Source organism: Bacillus sp. FJAT-22090, from assembly GCF_001278755.1.
Lineage (GTDB): Bacteria > Bacillota > Bacilli > Bacillales_A > Planococcaceae > Psychrobacillus.
The window spans coordinates 1,271,939-1,286,825 of record NZ_CP012601.1 but is presented as its reverse complement, the minus strand read 5'-3'; the positions used below and the strand labels follow the sequence as shown (position 1 = coordinate 1,286,825).

The 14,887-nt window shown below is 32.8% G+C and carries 19 protein-coding genes; 16 read left to right on the top strand and 3 right to left on the bottom strand.

Annotation, left to right across the window (positions count from 1 at the left end; translation table 11 throughout):
* The first annotated feature begins 84 nt into the window (after positions 1-84).
* The 5 genes from AM499_RS06890 (at position 85) to AM499_RS06870 (ending at position 2,312) form a co-directional block, all read left to right on the top strand.
* Positions 85-537 (top strand): hypothetical protein, encoded by a 453-nt coding sequence (locus AM499_RS06890; RefSeq protein ID WP_053589507.1) that lies wholly within the window; start codon positions 85-87, stop codon positions 535-537.
* Between the two features lie 88 nt (positions 538-625).
* Positions 626-949 carry a hypothetical protein gene (locus tag AM499_RS06885; RefSeq protein ID WP_053589506.1) on the top strand — a complete coding sequence of 108 codons (324 nt, stop codon included), beginning with the start codon at positions 626-628 and terminating at the stop codon, positions 947-949.
* A gap of 67 nt (positions 950-1,016) precedes the next feature.
* On the top strand, positions 1,017-1,430 hold the full coding sequence (locus tag AM499_RS06880) for a phage holin family protein (RefSeq protein WP_231687541.1): 414 nt from the start codon (positions 1,017-1,019) through the stop codon (positions 1,428-1,430).
* A 4-nt stretch (positions 1,431-1,434) separates the two neighbouring features.
* Complete coding sequence (locus AM499_RS06875; protein WP_053589505.1) at positions 1,435-1,770, top strand: hypothetical protein; 336 nt, start codon at positions 1,435-1,437, stop codon at positions 1,768-1,770.
* An 11-nt stretch (positions 1,771-1,781) separates the two neighbouring features.
* Positions 1,782-2,312, top strand: coding sequence for a hypothetical protein (locus tag AM499_RS06870; protein WP_053589504.1), 531 nt, complete (start codon positions 1,782-1,784; stop codon positions 2,310-2,312).
* A 628-nt stretch (positions 2,313-2,940) separates the two neighbouring features.
* On the opposite strand, the gene xerA is transcribed toward AM499_RS06870, so the two are convergent.
* Entirely contained in the window at positions 2,941-3,780 is an 840-nt protein-coding gene (gene xerA / locus AM499_RS06865) for a site-specific tyrosine recombinase/integron integrase (RefSeq protein ID WP_053589503.1), read from the bottom strand.
* A 141-nt stretch (positions 3,781-3,921) separates the two neighbouring features.
* Here xerA and AM499_RS06860 point away from each other — a divergent pair, with 141 nt between their 5' ends.
* The 4 genes from AM499_RS06860 (at position 3,922) to plsY (ending at position 6,918) form a co-directional block, all read left to right on the top strand.
* Positions 3,922-4,188 carry a hypothetical protein gene (locus tag AM499_RS06860; protein WP_053589502.1) on the top strand — a complete coding sequence of 89 codons (267 nt, stop codon included), beginning with the start codon at positions 3,922-3,924 and terminating at the stop codon, positions 4,186-4,188.
* Positions 4,189-4,449: 261 nt separating this feature from the next.
* Positions 4,450-5,025, top strand: coding sequence for a sigma-70 family RNA polymerase sigma factor (locus AM499_RS06855; protein WP_053589501.1), 576 nt, complete (start codon positions 4,450-4,452; stop codon positions 5,023-5,025).
* A complete protein-coding gene (locus tag AM499_RS06850) occupies positions 5,022-6,056 on the top strand; it encodes a DUF4179 domain-containing protein (protein ID WP_053589500.1) in 1,035 nt (344 codons plus the stop codon). The genes AM499_RS06855 and AM499_RS06850 overlap by 4 nt, the downstream gene beginning before the upstream one ends.
* 283 nt (positions 6,057-6,339) lie before the next feature.
* On the top strand, positions 6,340-6,918 hold the full coding sequence (plsY, locus tag AM499_RS06845) for a glycerol-3-phosphate 1-O-acyltransferase PlsY (RefSeq protein ID WP_053589499.1): 579 nt from the start codon (positions 6,340-6,342) through the stop codon (positions 6,916-6,918).
* A gap of 231 nt (positions 6,919-7,149) precedes the next feature.
* On the opposite strand, the gene AM499_RS06840 is transcribed toward plsY, so the two are convergent.
* A complete protein-coding gene (locus tag AM499_RS06840) occupies positions 7,150-7,818 on the bottom strand; it encodes a DUF4097 family beta strand repeat-containing protein (RefSeq protein ID WP_053589498.1) in 669 nt (222 codons plus the stop codon).
* A 184-nt stretch (positions 7,819-8,002) separates the two neighbouring features.
* On the opposite strand from AM499_RS06840, the gene AM499_RS21835 reads away from it, so the two are divergent.
* The 4 genes from AM499_RS21835 (at position 8,003) to AM499_RS06820 (ending at position 10,300) form a co-directional block, all read left to right on the top strand.
* On the top strand, positions 8,003-8,146 hold the full coding sequence (locus tag AM499_RS21835; protein ID WP_053589497.1) for a hypothetical protein: 144 nt from the start codon (positions 8,003-8,005) through the stop codon (positions 8,144-8,146).
* 65 nt (positions 8,147-8,211) lie between these two features.
* A complete protein-coding gene (locus AM499_RS06830) occupies positions 8,212-8,970 on the top strand; it encodes a MerR family transcriptional regulator (RefSeq protein WP_053589496.1) in 759 nt (252 codons plus the stop codon).
* Between the two features lie 13 nt (positions 8,971-8,983).
* Positions 8,984-9,640, top strand: a complete 657-nt coding sequence (locus tag AM499_RS06825) for a GAP family protein (protein WP_053589495.1) — start codon at positions 8,984-8,986, stop codon at positions 9,638-9,640.
* Between the two features lie 237 nt (positions 9,641-9,877).
* The gene (locus AM499_RS06820) at positions 9,878-10,300 is read left to right on the top strand and encodes a hypothetical protein (protein ID WP_053589494.1); all 423 of its coding nucleotides are present in this window, start codon (positions 9,878-9,880) and stop codon (positions 10,298-10,300) included.
* A 228-nt stretch (positions 10,301-10,528) separates the two neighbouring features.
* On the opposite strand, the gene AM499_RS06815 is transcribed toward AM499_RS06820, so the two are convergent.
* Positions 10,529-10,972 carry a helix-turn-helix domain-containing protein gene (locus AM499_RS06815; protein ID WP_053589493.1) on the bottom strand — a complete coding sequence of 148 codons (444 nt, stop codon included), beginning with the start codon at positions 10,970-10,972 and terminating at the stop codon, positions 10,529-10,531.
* A gap of 451 nt (positions 10,973-11,423) precedes the next feature.
* Here AM499_RS06815 and AM499_RS06810 point away from each other — a divergent pair, with 451 nt between their 5' ends.
* The 3 genes from AM499_RS06810 (at position 11,424) to AM499_RS06795 (ending at position 14,687) form a co-directional block, all read left to right on the top strand.
* Positions 11,424-12,425, top strand: coding sequence for a DUF2268 domain-containing putative Zn-dependent protease (locus AM499_RS06810; RefSeq protein WP_053589492.1), 1,002 nt, complete (start codon positions 11,424-11,426; stop codon positions 12,423-12,425).
* A 325-nt stretch (positions 12,426-12,750) separates the two neighbouring features.
* Positions 12,751-13,083 (top strand): hypothetical protein, encoded by a 333-nt coding sequence (locus AM499_RS06805; protein ID WP_053589491.1) that lies wholly within the window; start codon positions 12,751-12,753, stop codon positions 13,081-13,083.
* 728 nt (positions 13,084-13,811) lie between these two features.
* Entirely contained in the window at positions 13,812-14,687 is an 876-nt protein-coding gene (locus tag AM499_RS06795) for a hypothetical protein (protein WP_053589489.1), read from the top strand.
* Positions 14,688-14,887: the final 200 nt, after the last annotated feature.

Below are 14,887 nucleotides of genomic sequence, written 5' to 3'. Positions count from 1 at the left end.
CTTTTTATTATGGGTATTATCCATAAAAGGAATTACCTTCCTACTTGTCGAATTGAGTAGTTATAAAGGAAGGTGGATGAAATTATGAAATATATTATAGAAAGATATTCAACTACTGGTGGTGATGAACCTTTTAAATTAGTTGATAAAAAAGCAACAGATATTAATGATTATGTCAATTATCATCAAGAAGAGGAAGGTTACAAATTAAATTCAATAATTCCTTTTCCAGATAGTGGTGAGCATAACGATTTTTTAGTAATCTTAGAAGAAGATAAAGATTACTATGACTTCGGTACAATGAGGTTTTACGACAACGCTAGTAACGAAATGTTTTATGAGTATGAAAGAAAAAATCATGTTGATTTATTACAATTACTCAAAACAACAGATTCTTTATCATTAGAAATCAAAGACGAGATTTATGAATGTATCTACGTTTCATCAAAAGCAAGTATTGTTGATGATGGTGAATTTATCGGTGAGAACCTAGATATATATTTTAATGTAAGGAAATTATCTAAAACTATAGATTAAACACCTTTATTAGAAAGTGTTATTTTATTACCATAAAAGGAATCACCCTCCTATTTGTCGAATTGAGCAGATAGAGAGGTGAGATAAAATGGAAATGACAATTGAGGAATTAATAAAACATCGCATAAAAGAAAAATGTTATTTTATTGAAAACACAGATGAGAACTATTTTGTAATTAGTGGGAGTTATTGTAAAGAGGTTGTTAATGGTGAATTGTATAATACACTCTCATTATTTTTAAAAGAAGATACTAACCGTCAATGGAAGTACGTTCAACACACAATTAATCATGATCGTGATAACGGTCTTGAAGAAGGAAGTAAATCTAAATGGATACATTTATACGATGTAGATAAAAAAAGAGTAATAGATGTTTCTACTTTGTATATTGACGGAATTAAAAAAATATAGATTCTGTACTAAAAGCATGCTCAATAGAGTGTGCTTTTTCATTTGCCCAAATTTCACATCATAGGAGGTGTTTATAGAAAAATTATTATTCGGCTTCACCTTCTTTGGAACAATCTTTGCGTTCCTTATAGGTGGATGGCACATATCATTAACAATCCTTGTAGCATTTATGGTTATCGATATTGTTACAGGACTAATTAAAGCAGCGATACAGAAAAAATTAAATTCAAAAGTATCCTATAGAGGTTTCTTAAAGAAAACGTCAATTATGTTAGTTATCATCATTGCTAATTTATTAGATTTACTAACTGCTTCTGGTGTACCTGTATTTAGAACAATGGCTGTGTTCTTTTATATAGGAATGGAAGGATTAAGTATAGTAGAAAATTTAGGTCACATAGGTATTCCTTTACCTAAAGGAATAATTAAATATATTGAACAACTATCTAAAGAGGAAATACCGACAAACAGAGAGGAATGAGCATATGAATAACATTCAACGCTTACAAATGGAAACAAAGGGGATTGAATTAGACCAACAGGAATTAATCTTCTACTTACAGGAGAATGGATTAAAGCCACATGATGAATACAACGCAACTTCACAGGATAATATTAAAGCCATATATCAAACTGCATTATCTATACTGGAATCAGTAGCAAACAATCCCTCTATAATGAAAACAATTCGTCTTGATGATATGACAGTTTCAGATTTTCATGATAATTTTCAGTCACGTTTTGACCGATTGTATAAAACGATTAGACAAATGAAAACCGATCAATCATCTAATTCTGATATTTTCATGTTGTATTTGTGAGGTGGGGAAATATGAATTTATTTGATGAAACAACTTTAAATGATGTGTTCAATTCAGTAGCAAAGGAAATTAAAATAAATGATAAGTCCATTTCTGCAATCGTAACCAATGGAGCGTTAAACAAGTTAGATGAACAGGAATCCAAACATCTTCATACCATTGATAAAGTAAAACAAGGGGATTTAGTGTTACTTGAAGGAAACAAATATCTAGTTATAACCGAATCCATGAGTAAACGTCATAACAAGTATAAAAACATCATGGTGCATTGCAATATGAATCTAACAGTTCCAGGGGAAACGATAAGTGAAATTATTGGATTTGATGATTTTAATAGACCTATGTATAAGCATACAATTCAATACTTTGATGTACCATCTGTATTAGGATTCGATAGAGTAGGTTCTGCTTTAAAGAGTGGAGTATTTCTTACTATTGCAAATGGATTAAAAGCGAAGGTACAGAGGAATGAAAAGAATCTTCAATACTTAACCATAAATAAAGAAATTGCAATTGAAGGGAAAACTTATAAGATTAGATAAGGTTCAAACTGGAATTATAGTTGTTCAAATTGGAGTATACGACATAACGATTGACAAGGGGAAATCTTCCATTATAATTGGTGATAGCAGGTTGATTACGAACTATGTTTGTAAAATGTAGTAATCGCATGTTGCTTAAACCATTGATATAACTGAGATTAGAAAACATCTTATTTTTTCTGGACGCGGGTTCAAATCCCGCCGACTCCAAAATACTAAATTCATAGAGTTTCATTTAACGTTGTGACATAAAGTATAAATTTTCCATTTGGAATGTTTATGCTTTATTTTTTTGTGGAAAACTTCTGATTTAATATTTGAGTACCAATCGTGTACCAATCATTTGATTAATTAAATTGGTCACAAACCATAATATAAATAGATAAAGATAAGTAACGTTTTAAAATAGAAGCATGTAAATAGTATAACAATTCCTTTATAAATAAAGTAATTCACAAACAACAAAGAACTCTGTATATAGTTTTTCAGATTGAGCTAATAAGGCCGTTGAGGTAAGAAGGATTAACGCAAAAACGAGTGAAAATCGACCAAAAAAGAAGAAAAAAGCCAAGATAAGGTAATTTTCAATCGAGTAGCAACGTCTTTCATGACGTTGCTACTTTTACATTTAAAAGTACTTTTGATAATACTCTTTCCTTAGCCTCCCGCTTAATTGAGCGTAGATCTTGGTGGTTTCACTTTTCTCATGCCCCATAAGACTTTGTATGACTTCAATAGGAGCCCCGTTATTCAACAAATGAGTTGCGTAGCTGTGCCTAAGTTGGTGTGGATGAATCTCTTTATTGATTTCAGCACGATTGGAGATCCGCTTGATGATGTATCGCATTTGGGCGACACTCATTTTATGTGGCTGCCTTGCAGTTACAAAGATAGCAGGATTATGGTCATTACGGCATTCCATATAGCGTTTAAGCCATATGTCGCAACGTGTATTAAAATATACTTCCCTTTCCTTATCACCTTTTCCTCTAACGATTGCAGACTGGTTGGACCAATTGATATGGTTCTTTTCTAACGCAACTATTTCTCCAATTCTACAACCGGTAGAAAACATAAATTCAAAAATCGCTTTTTCCATTGGGGAATGACAGGATTCACGAAGGTGTTCAATCTCCCGTTCGGTTAAATACTTGGGTATCCGCTTCCCTACTTTTGGCTCTTTAATCTTGGAAGTTGGATTCTTACTCAGGTATCCTTCTTCATGAGACCAACGAAAAAACGATTTTATAAAGCGGATTCGATGTGCAAGACTGGCTGGTTTTAAATGCTTGCCCGATATAGCAAGATATTCCTTCAGTTGAATTGTATCCAGTGATTCCATCTCAACATCCTTAAAATAACCAATTAGTAGCAAAGACTGTAACTGGTAGGCTTTCAACGTTTGCTTCGAAAAGCCTTCTATACGTTTATCTGCTTCAAAGGAAGACCATGCTTTTGACAGTTTCAATTCCATTCCCCCTAAAATAGTACTCTTAAAGGGATTATTGCCAACTTAATAGAATTATAGACATAATGATTAATTGATTTTAATAACGAAGCAGTTGAATAGGTAATGTGAATTGAGAGAATATATAAGGGGGAAATGTAAATGGTTGAAAAAACTCATACAAACAGTAATTCGGTAATTTCTTTAACTCTTGGTATTCTTTCAATCCTAATACCATTTGTCGGTTTAATTCTTGGTGGTATAGGAGTTGTAGTTTCAAGAAAAGCGGCAAAAGAACTTGTAATAACAAATCAAGGGGGCAGTGGATTAGCTACTTCTGGTTTAATTTGTAGTGTAGTGGGAATTACGATTCAAATCTTTGCAGTAGTGGGTATTATCGCTTTCTATTTTCTAACAAATGAAGTTTAGTATCTCGGGTTCTTATTCAACTAACGGGGCAGTTTAGTTGAATAAGAATTTTCTAATGAACACCAATAATTTAATTTTTTTGAAACCGAAAAGACCTGTCTTTGGCAGGTTTTTTTGTTGTAGTTTAAGAAACAAAGGGAAAGGTATTACGGCTTTATGATTAATTTTGAAAACAAATTTTATTAAATGTGAGAAAAAAAGTGTATATGTTACGTTGTATATAGTGTGAGGGATTTTACAAAAAGTAAGGGGACAATTCTTATGAGATCTACCGACCATAATTTTATAAAACGGCTTAAACGGCAAAAAGAAGATGCTTTAGAATATGCAGTGGATAAATATTTACCGTTAGTTAAGGGGATTACCTATAAAGTATTGTCACCATTAGGAAACCCTGGTCTTATTGATGAATGTATAAATGATGTTTTTTTAACTATTTGGCATCACGCAAATCAGTTTGAAGGGGACACGGATGATTTTCGGAAATGGCTCTGTGTTGTCACAAAATTTAAAGCAATTGATACCTATCGGATAGCAAACAAACGTGTTGAAGTTGAAATTGTTGGTACGAATGATTTAGATGTAGGTAGTAGTCTCTCTGTAGAAAGCGAAGTTCTCGTTACAGAAAATAAATATGAAATATTAAAGTTAATGTGTGGGTTTGAAGTGATTGACCGAGATATTTTCATGATGAGATTTTTCTTGGACATGACAAGTGAAGAAATTGCTAAAAATATTGGTTTAACGAAAGCTGCAGTCGATAATCGCATTTACCGTGGAAAGAAAAGACTAAAACTACAACGGACTAATAGTAAATTAGGGGGGGATTTTGCATGAAAGATATCTTTGAGCAATTAAATAATCTCAAGCTGGATGATGAAGATTTTGAAGAAATGGAAGTAAATGAAGTCGAACAGGCACGTGTAAAGGCAAAATTAAAGCAATCAATTGAAAAGAACCAGTCACATCATATGAGAAAACAATTAACTCGAAAAAAGTGGGGTTATGGCATTGGGGCAGCAGTCTTGGCTTTTGGATTATTAGTAGCTTCTTCGATGGTGTCTCCAGCAATGGCTACAGTTTTGTCTTCTATTCCCGGGATAAGCTCTATTTTTAGCTATCTAGGTGATTCGGGACAAAAAAATGTATCTGAACTGGATTTAACAGAAGTTGTAGGACAATCCAAAACGGTCAATGGGATTACCATTAGTCTAGGGGAAATATTCTATGATGGCACAAGGTTTAATATTAGCTATTCGATCGTTTCGGAAAAACCAATCGTTGAACAATACATTGAAATACCTGGGTACACAATAGATAAGCAATTGGGTCAAGGTGGAATTGGAATAAATAATATTATCGAAACCCCAACAGAAACAGTAGGGTTCTTACAGTTCGATCATTTTTGGAAGGAGAAGCCACAACCTGAAGAACTAAATTTGGAATTGGCCTTTAAAGGTCAGTCAGGCGAACAATGGAGTTTTACTACTGCAGTTACGAAACAGAATAATAAAGAAATCGATATTGGTCATTCAGAAAAAAGAGGGGACTTTAGATTCACGGTAAACAAAGTAATACTTGGTCCAAGTGGTCTGCTACTCAGCTATGAGGCTAGAAGTTGGGAAATAGGTCATTTGGAGATGTTTCTAAAATTCCGAGTGGTGGATTCATCAGGTAAAGAACTAAAAATACTCGAAGGAAGCGTGAACGACGGAGATGGAAAAATCGTTTATGAGCCTATTAATGATACGGTAGATGAATTGACCATAACACCGTTTATTGACCTTCCGAAGGAAAAAGTAGATATGAAAATTTACGAGAATAAGAACTACAAATTCGACAGCTTTAATGTTAAAATTCCACGATAAAATAAGTCAAACTGTAGAACGTTAATCTTAACGGATTAACGTTCTTTTATTAAGCTTCTTAAACTAACGGTGCAGTTTAGTTGAAAAAGAAGGTTTTTTTGCAATCGAATTGAATAAGTTAATATATGTAAATTATTGAACTCAAGGAGTACTTTACTTTAAGTCTGGGGGGTGGCACTTTTCTCTTGAACTAACGGGGCAGGTTAATGTAAGAAGGTTTGCAGAAAATCATGTGCAATAAATAGAAATACTTACTTAACAAACTATGTAAGGAGATAATACTTTGAACATTTTAACTTTGATTCTAAGTTATTTAATTGGCTCAATCTCATTTGCTTTAGTAATCGGTAAAATATTTTATAAAAAAGATATTCGTGATTATGGTAGTGGTAATCTTGGTGCAACTAATGCTTATAGAGTTTTAGGCATAAAAGCAGGAGTAATTGTTGCAATTGCTGATATATTAAAAGGTACATTTGCTTGTTTACTTCCCCTAATACTTGGTTCTACAGTTAACCCTATTGTATGTGGTTTATTAGCCATACTAGGGCACATATTTTCTGTTTTTGCTAGTTTTAAAGGTGGAAAGGCTGTTGCGACAGCAACTGGAGTTTTCTTGTTTTTGACTCCTTTAGGTGTTTTTGTTGGTTTTGTTATGTTTGTCTTAACTTTGCTATTTACTAAGTATGTATCACTAAGTTCAATGTTGGCTAGTATAGCATTATTCATTTACAGTCTTATATTTGAAGATAAAGTTATCATAGCACTTTCTCTACTAATAAGCGTATCAATAATCATTCTACATCGACAAAATATAAAGAGAATTGTAAATGGAACAGAGAACAAAATAGTTGAAAATTAGTGTTTACTTGTTAAGATAACGGGTGCTTTAGTTTAATAAGTAACACTAAAAAATGATTAAACATCTTTATAAAAACGGAATACCAAATTACAAACTAAGAAGCCATTTTGATCAAACTATTTTCAAAATGCCTTCTTTTTGTTTGTCTTAGAATATGGGTTTGCGAAGTGTTTTTGAACAAACAATTTTACAAAGCTAGACAATTTATTTACTTTGAAGTAGAACCTGTATTTATTTCAAGGATATATTTCCTGAGGAAGTTTCCACCTGCACTTTATAATCTCCACTCTCAGACGTTCCTTTTGTTTCTTTTTTGCTTTGTTGATGATTATTTAATACAATGCCTACTGAACGTCTTCCGCTGTTGGATTTGAGAAGGAGCGTTGCATCAGGTTCATCCTCATTCAATGAAATGTCCACATTTCCACTTGTTGTAGTAACGTGAACCTCACTATGAAAGTCAAGGAAGTCAAGTTTTACGTTACCACTGCTACCATTAACTTGGAGATCGTGCGTTTGCAGATCCTTACCAACGACGTTACCAGAAGAGCCATTAACAATGATTTCCCCTTTGAATTCAGTAGGAATTCGAACTTCCAAATGAGGCATCCGGTCGATTTTAAATAGACGGGTTATATCATTTTTTAATCGAATCGTTAATTTTTGTTTCCCTTTTTCCATTACAATTCCCGGACCATTGTCGTATAAAAGTAAGTATGCTTCCAATTCTTCTATTTCCGCTGATACTACATCTATATTGATGCTTCCATTTTCTAAGTAAATGCTATCTATATCTTTAAGGGAAGCCATTTGAATGTCTTCTCTTTCTTCCCCTCCCGCACAGGCATTTAACAACATTACAGTAAGAATAACCAACAAAACCTTAAGGTATTTATTCATTTTCACCATTCCTCTCTTTGGATACCATTATAGAAGGTGACGTCTCGTCAATTTCAAGTTTAATAAAGATTAATTAATAAAAGTCTAAAAAACTTGAAGCTTACGCAACGTCATTTTGTATACTGTTTAGTAACTACTTTTTAGCAATATATAGATATAAGAGTAGAAAATAGGAGGTTTTTAGATGAAACAGGGAGATATTATTATTTATGGATGTGTCATTATAGGTGCAGGTATAGGACTGACTCTGGATAATGCATTTCCTGGTGTACTTATTGGCTTGGGAGCAGGGTACTTACTTAAAACTTTTTTCCGTAAAGAAGAATAAGAGTAGAATGAATAAAACAGTTGTTAACGAGAAGGTCACAACGTACAGGAAGGTAGGTTTATCAGTTGATACACATTAACAAGGTGGGAGAGCTGACAGGTGTTACAGTAAGAACACTTCGTCACTACGATAAAATCGGATTATTAAAACCAACATCCAAAACAGAAGGTGGCCATCGTTTATACACGAATAAAGAAATAAAAAAACTACAGCAGATTCAATTTTTAAAAAAGATTGGATTTCGCTTAAATGAAATTAATGATATGCTCGCTTCCAATGAGTGGGATTGGTCGGATAGTTTAAAGAGTCAATTAGCTTTTGTAATAAAAGAACAGGATAACTTAAAGAAAATAGAGTTGTCCTTACGGGAATTGATACATGGAATTGCTATAGAAGGAGAAGAAAACTGGATTGCGATTCAGAAGATCATGCAATTATCCAGTAAAGATAAAGAAATACAGCAGTACTATCGCGAATCTATATTTAAAGAAAGAGAAATAAAGCTATGGGAAAAGGTTCCCAATTTGACAAGTGACAGTTCTGATTCACTGGAATGGATTGCTCTGATAGGTCAGTTAAAGCGATATATGAAGGACGGTCCAAAAGCAACCAAAGTACAAAATATCATTAGAAGAATGGATGAAAAGCGTTTAGAAGAATTTGATGGTGAGCATGAATTTTTAGATAAGTTGTGGGAAATACGGATGTCGCCAAAGCAGTCAGAGAAACTGGGATTATATCCGATTGATCAGGATGTACTTGAGTTTATGAATCAGGCTTATGTATTTTTCATGGCTGAAAAGCATAATCCTCACCCAGATTAAGGGGGAAAAAATAGTGAGTACAGAACTACTTCTCCTGATAGGGGGGTTGGCTCTACTGGATACGCTAAGCCCTGCCACATTAGGGGTAACAGTTTTTCTACTTTTAACAGATAAAGAGAAACTTACCAAACGTTTATTGGTTTATTTATTGACGGTAGCAGGATTTTATTTTGCTATTGGAGTTTCACTCATGTTAGGATTAGTTTTTTTACTTGAGATTATTTCTGGCGTATTTCAAAATCGAATCGTAAGCTGGACAGTCTTTATTATTGGAGCAATCTTGGTCATCGCAAGTTTTTATGTTCCAACAAAGAAAAATTCAGACCTACCTTCACCAAAATCAAAAAGCATTCTTTCAATGGTTGCTCTGGGATTCACTACTTCATTAATAGAAGTAGGTACAGCATTTCCTTATTTTGCAGCAATCGGCATAATGACTACTTCTAATCTATCATGGATGGAATGGTCTTCTATTTTAGCTGGATACAATTTTATCATGGTGCTGCCTTCCCTCTTGTTATTTCTCTTCTATCTCTTGATTGGTCGGAAGATGCAAAAACCTCTTAAGAAGCTTCGGGTGAAAATAGCTAATAATACAGGATCGGCTCTTTCGTGGATAATGTGTATTGTTGGACTCATCCTAATTTTTAATAGTCTGGATTACTTGTAGGGTGTTTGACCAAAGAATGAAATAATATAGGCAGAAAATGATCAAACTTTTTTATAAAAATCAAAATGAAATAGTTATTAAGCAACGGGGGCTTTAGTTAAAGATGAATGAGTTGCTTAGGCAACTCTTTTTTCTTCTTCAACTAAAGCAGCAGGTTAGTTCAATAAATTTGAACTGCTGTCTGCTTAATCTTTTGGAGTGGTATTAATTATGGGGAAGAATCTAAGGAGGGATGAAGTGATTAAAAGAAAAATATTGGCTTTTATTTTCACAGTTATAATAGCTGCACCAATTATAGGATTGTTTTTTATGCTTATAGAAGGAAGTACAATAAAGGAAGTACCAGCGTTGGTTGCTTTTACTAGTATGTATACAATTCCTTTTATTCTTTTTTGGGGGATTCCTTTATCTATTCTATCTGATAAAATGAACAAGCATTTTTCTGGTAAAAAACGAGTATTCTCTTCATTAATTGTCCATTTATTTTTTGGCACCAGTTTTGTAATTATATTTATGTTGACTCTTGAATCAAGGTTTATTTTGACAGATTTCAATGCTAGTGACACATACTTCTTAGTTGCATCCACCCTTATCTCAATCATTGGGTGGGGTATGGACGAGATTTTGAGAGTTTATTTTAGGAAAAGTCAAAAGAGTTAATTACAAGAGTAATAGTAATTTAGTGGTCTAATAAATGGAAAATGAAATTTAAGCTTCTTCAACTAACGGGTGCTTTAGTTAAGTAAGTGGCTGCCTGTAAGGGTAGCTTTTTCTTATTGAACTAACGCAGCAGTTTTGTTGAAGAAGATATATACTGAAAAAAGTCCCTTCAGATAGTTTGAGGGGACTTTCCTATATAATTAGTATATAAATCTAAATCCAAAATGATTATTTGTATTTTTTGGCTAGAGATTCGCTGCCAATCGCTCCAATGATAGTCATAAAAAACGGTCCAATTTGAAATAACAGAGAATCCTGTAAGAACACAATATTTAAATCAAATAACTTATTACCTATTATAATGAATATCTTAGCTAGTATGATTAAAAATCCAATCATTAGAAGAATATCAAAAAATAATTTCCACCTTGGATGGACTAATTTTTGGCTATCTTTTATGAGTTTCTCTTTCAAAGAATTATCCCCCTTTACTAATTCATCAAGAGTAATATCAAATATGTCACTTATCTTAATTAACAATTCAATACTAGGGTAACTTTCTCCACGTTCCCATTTGGAAATAGATTGTCTACTAATATTTAGCTTTTCTCCAAGCTGTTGTTGTGACATATTATGCTTTTGACGTTCTTCTTTTATTTTTGAAGAAAACATATGATCAACTCCTATACTCATTATATTTATTTGCACTAAAAAACTAAAGAACCGTATAGTTGCAAGGGTGTAAACTGTTGGTTTCCCCTTGAATTCGATTGATTAAACGATAAAGTAAATGAAAAAAGTATAAAAAACCAATAGCTATAAAAATGCTCTATCAGTGTCTTTTATGGGGGTGGTTCTTAATTATAAGAGTCCTTTTTGTTATTTCGCTAAGAGCAGCATTCCTGTAATAACTGAAAGGAAATCAAGAGTTTGTGAAATAATGTACTTAATCTAACGGGTGCTTTAGTTGGAGATCATGGGTTGCTTAAGCAGTTCTTTTTCTTATTGAACTAAAGGGGAAGTTTAGTTGAATAAGAAGGTTTTTTTGCAATCGAGTTGAATAAGTTAATATATGTAAATTATTGAACTCAAGGAGTGCTTTACTTTCAGTCTGGGGGATAGAATGAGACGTTTTAAAAACTTATCAATTTTACTGTTATTTGTAATGTTCATATGGGGTTGTACAGAGGTTAAAGAACACAATAAAGGAATAGAGGAAGAGGATCATGAGATAGTGGATGGTGACAATAGTTCTAATGAAACTACTTACCATTTTTCATATAAAGGACAGGAGTTTAAAATTATATCATTTTTTGATGAAGTGTTGGAATACGCAAGAACAATTAGTGAGAATCCTGAACTTGATAAAAAAGCTATCTATACAGAGCATGTATTAGAACCATTTAAAGAGCAATCCTCCATTAATGATATAACATTAGGCGACCCTCTTTCACCATCTTGGGAAATAGAACAGTTAGAAAAAAAGACGAATGAGCTACTTGAAAATCAAGAACAAATAAATAATTGGATAGAGGAAGCCATAATGGAATCGGCAGAACTGTTAACTGGAAAAGATACAAATATTTATATCTTTCCAGTTAATCCTGAAGAATGGTTTCTCATTAATAGTGCAGAAGGAATAAGTGGGATGACATTTTCAGAAAGTAATTTTTTACTTATGATTGACCCATCCGTCTCAGAAGAAATGCTTAAATATACGGTGGCTCACGAGTATCATCACACAGTTAATTTTTTGCATGATGGCGTACCAATCTATTATAATATTTTAGATTTAATCATGATAGAAGGCAAAGCAGATTCCTTTGCTAGTATTGTATACCCTGAAACAAAAGTCTATTTGACAGAGCCTCTATCAGATGATGAAGAGGCTAAGGTGTTAGAAGAAATAAGCGTAAATGGCGAATCTATGGATTTTAGTATTTACAATAATTTGGTTTACGGCAATACACGTAAAGAAATTCCGAAATTCTCGAATTACAAAATAGGTTATCAAATTAATGAAAGCTTCATTGATAATAATCCTGATATTTCTATATTGGAATGGACAAAAAAGAGTGCAAAGGAAATCTTAAAGGGTAGTAAATATAGTGATTTGCTCCGGTAGGAATTGATATGTTGTTAGGTCAAAATGATTATAGTTTGTGTGAAATTATAAAGTTTCAACTATTAACTTTTTTCGCTTTTGCATCATATAATTAACTCTACGAACGCTAATCCTGTATGGACTTTTGCCTTTTTTGATGGAACTTATATAACTAAGGGAAATGTTAGTTTTATTCCTTTGTTCAACTAACGGGTGCTTTAGTGAAACAAGACCATCATTTAGATGGTCTATTTATTTATCCAAAACTTCAAGTAGATCTCAGAAATCCATTGTGAAATGTTACACTTAAACTAACGGTGCAGGATAGTGAAGGAAGGGGAATTTTATGAAGAGTAAAAGAATTTTATTGTCGGCTATAACAATTTCTGTTGCCTTTTTGATTGTTTTTTTAATTTATAATTCTTTTTCGTCTGTGTTAACTGTAACTGATTTTACTGTCACTGAAAAAGGGTATTCTAACGATAACAATGAAGCATGGATAAAGGGATTTAACCCCAATGCCCCAGTGGGACATCAAGAAGAGATTAAAGTAATTGTTAGGGGACCAATGGTAATGAATTTAATTCAGAAAGATAAGACATACTTCGTAAGATACACGATAAAAAGAAATGGTTTAATTTTTCTTAGTGATATTGAAACTATTGAGGATCACAAATAAGCTTAGTTATTCAACTAACGGGTGCTTTAGTTAAACAAGACCATCATTTGGATGGTCTATTTTTTATCCGAAACATAAAGTAGATCTCAGAAATCAATTGTGAAATGTTACACTTAAACTAACGCAACAGGTTAGCGAAAGAAGGTATCATAATTCAGGTATAGTATGGTGAATAAAGCATTAATAGAATAGTAAGAGTAAATTTATATAATGGAGGGTAAAATGAAATTCTTCAGAAAGATGTCTAAAATTGAGTCAATTAATTTGAGAAAAGGAGTAATACTTGGTTTTTACACCTATATGTTGCTATTATTTATAAACTATATTTACTCTCTAATATATGGAATTGAGCCTTTTACTTCCATTGTAATTTTTTGGACTGGATTGTTAGTAGCTTTTGGGTACGAGTTTATCTTAAATTTAAAGTCTAATATGAAATTAAATAAATGAACTAAAGTAATAGTGATACATTAACAGGATATGACCCTTTTCTGCTTACTAACGGGTGCTTTGGTTGAAGATCACTGAGTTGCAAGGCAGCTCTTTTTTTCTTGTTCAACTAACGGGGCAGTTTAGTTGAACAAGGATTTTTGTTCTATTTCATTGAATATAGTCTCATATGAGGAGGCAGAACATGAAAAGGAATTTAAATTACAGAGGAATCGTGGTTAATGTAAATAGAGTTATTTAAACAATGTGCAGCTAAATTTAACTTGGAGGAATACATAATGAGAATAAAGCCGACAAAAAAAGTCTTACTTTCATGGATGGATAGTTATGTACCAGAAAAAGATTTATTTTTCCTATCTAGAGAACATCTTAATAATGAAATTGACTTTACAGATGTGTTATTAATGCCCATAGATGAGTTTTATAATCATAGTACGTATGGACAATTAAATTATGTAAATGGCTATGAGTACTGGAATATAAAGAACGCTCAATACGTAATCATTGCTAAAAAAGAATGGATTGAAAGTATATCCGAAGCGGAAAAACAAATAATTTTAAATTCACAAGTGCAAAGTGAAAGAGGGCTTGTACTACCCGTTACATTTATACAGGAGATAGAAAAAATACCTTCAAGTTATGTGGTGAACGAGCACGTTGTCATTCAGCGTTCCATGTGGGAAAAGCTTGACGATTCATTTAAAGAACAGCTACTTACAACAATGGTTTATGAATGGTGGGATAAGGGAGAATGTGAGGAATCACCAAAGTCCTTACCTAGTTATCTAAAACCATTTGCCAATACTTTTGGTCATCTCCAAGGTGCAAATTGCTTAGCGGCAGTTTTGTTTGCTATTTCAAAAGGGAAACAAGAGTGGTTTATTTATGAATGGATACATCAAAAAACATTTCTTGAAAAATTGAAACAGTATCACTATGAGGAGTTTCTAGATGAAGGACTACACCAAGGAGATATTGTAATTTGGAAAGATGAAAATGCTATCATTCAACATGCTGCTTATTATATTGGGGAAGAATTATATTTTAATAAACATGGGCAAACGATGTTTAACCCTTGGAAGATACTTTCGAAAGAGCAACTTTATAGAGAGTGGGAACATCTGACACTTGTGAAGTATCGACAATGTAATTAAGCGTGGAAGTCAGAAGCTTATATTGGAGATAGACTAGTTGGAAGTGTATATGTAAAAGTTCATAAGAAATAAATCGCTTATTGAACTAACGGGTGCTTTAGTTAAACATGACCATCAATTTGATGGTCTATTTTTATGTTCAAAACATCAAGAAGATTTCGGCGATACATCGTGAAATGTTACACTTAAACTAACGCAGC

Coding starts and splice junctions, on each gene's coding strand:
- AM499_RS06890 (WP_053589507.1), top strand. CDS start 85: ATGAAATATATTATAGAAAGATATTCAACTACTGGTGGTGATGAACCT.
- AM499_RS06885 (WP_053589506.1), top strand. CDS start 626: ATGGAAATGACAATTGAGGAATTAATAAAACATCGCATAAAAGAAAAA.
- AM499_RS06875 (WP_053589505.1), top strand. CDS start 1,435: ATGAATAACATTCAACGCTTACAAATGGAAACAAAGGGGATTGAATTA.
- AM499_RS06870 (WP_053589504.1), top strand. CDS start 1,782: ATGAATTTATTTGATGAAACAACTTTAAATGATGTGTTCAATTCAGTA.
- AM499_RS06860 (WP_053589502.1), top strand. CDS start 3,922: ATGGTTGAAAAAACTCATACAAACAGTAATTCGGTAATTTCTTTAACT.
- AM499_RS06855 (WP_053589501.1), top strand. CDS start 4,450: ATGAGATCTACCGACCATAATTTTATAAAACGGCTTAAACGGCAAAAA.
- AM499_RS06850 (WP_053589500.1), top strand. CDS start 5,022: ATGAAAGATATCTTTGAGCAATTAAATAATCTCAAGCTGGATGATGAA.
- AM499_RS06840 (WP_053589498.1), bottom strand. CDS start 7,818: ATGAATAAATACCTTAAGGTTTTGTTGGTTATTCTTACTGTAATGTTG.
- AM499_RS21835 (WP_053589497.1), top strand. CDS start 8,003: ATGAAACAGGGAGATATTATTATTTATGGATGTGTCATTATAGGTGCA.
- AM499_RS06815 (WP_053589493.1), bottom strand. CDS start 10,972: ATGTTTTCTTCAAAAATAAAAGAAGAACGTCAAAAGCATAATATGTCA.
- AM499_RS06810 (WP_053589492.1), top strand. CDS start 11,424: ATGAGACGTTTTAAAAACTTATCAATTTTACTGTTATTTGTAATGTTC.
- AM499_RS06805 (WP_053589491.1), top strand. CDS start 12,751: ATGAAGAGTAAAAGAATTTTATTGTCGGCTATAACAATTTCTGTTGCC.
- AM499_RS06795 (WP_053589489.1), top strand. CDS start 13,812: ATGAGAATAAAGCCGACAAAAAAAGTCTTACTTTCATGGATGGATAGT.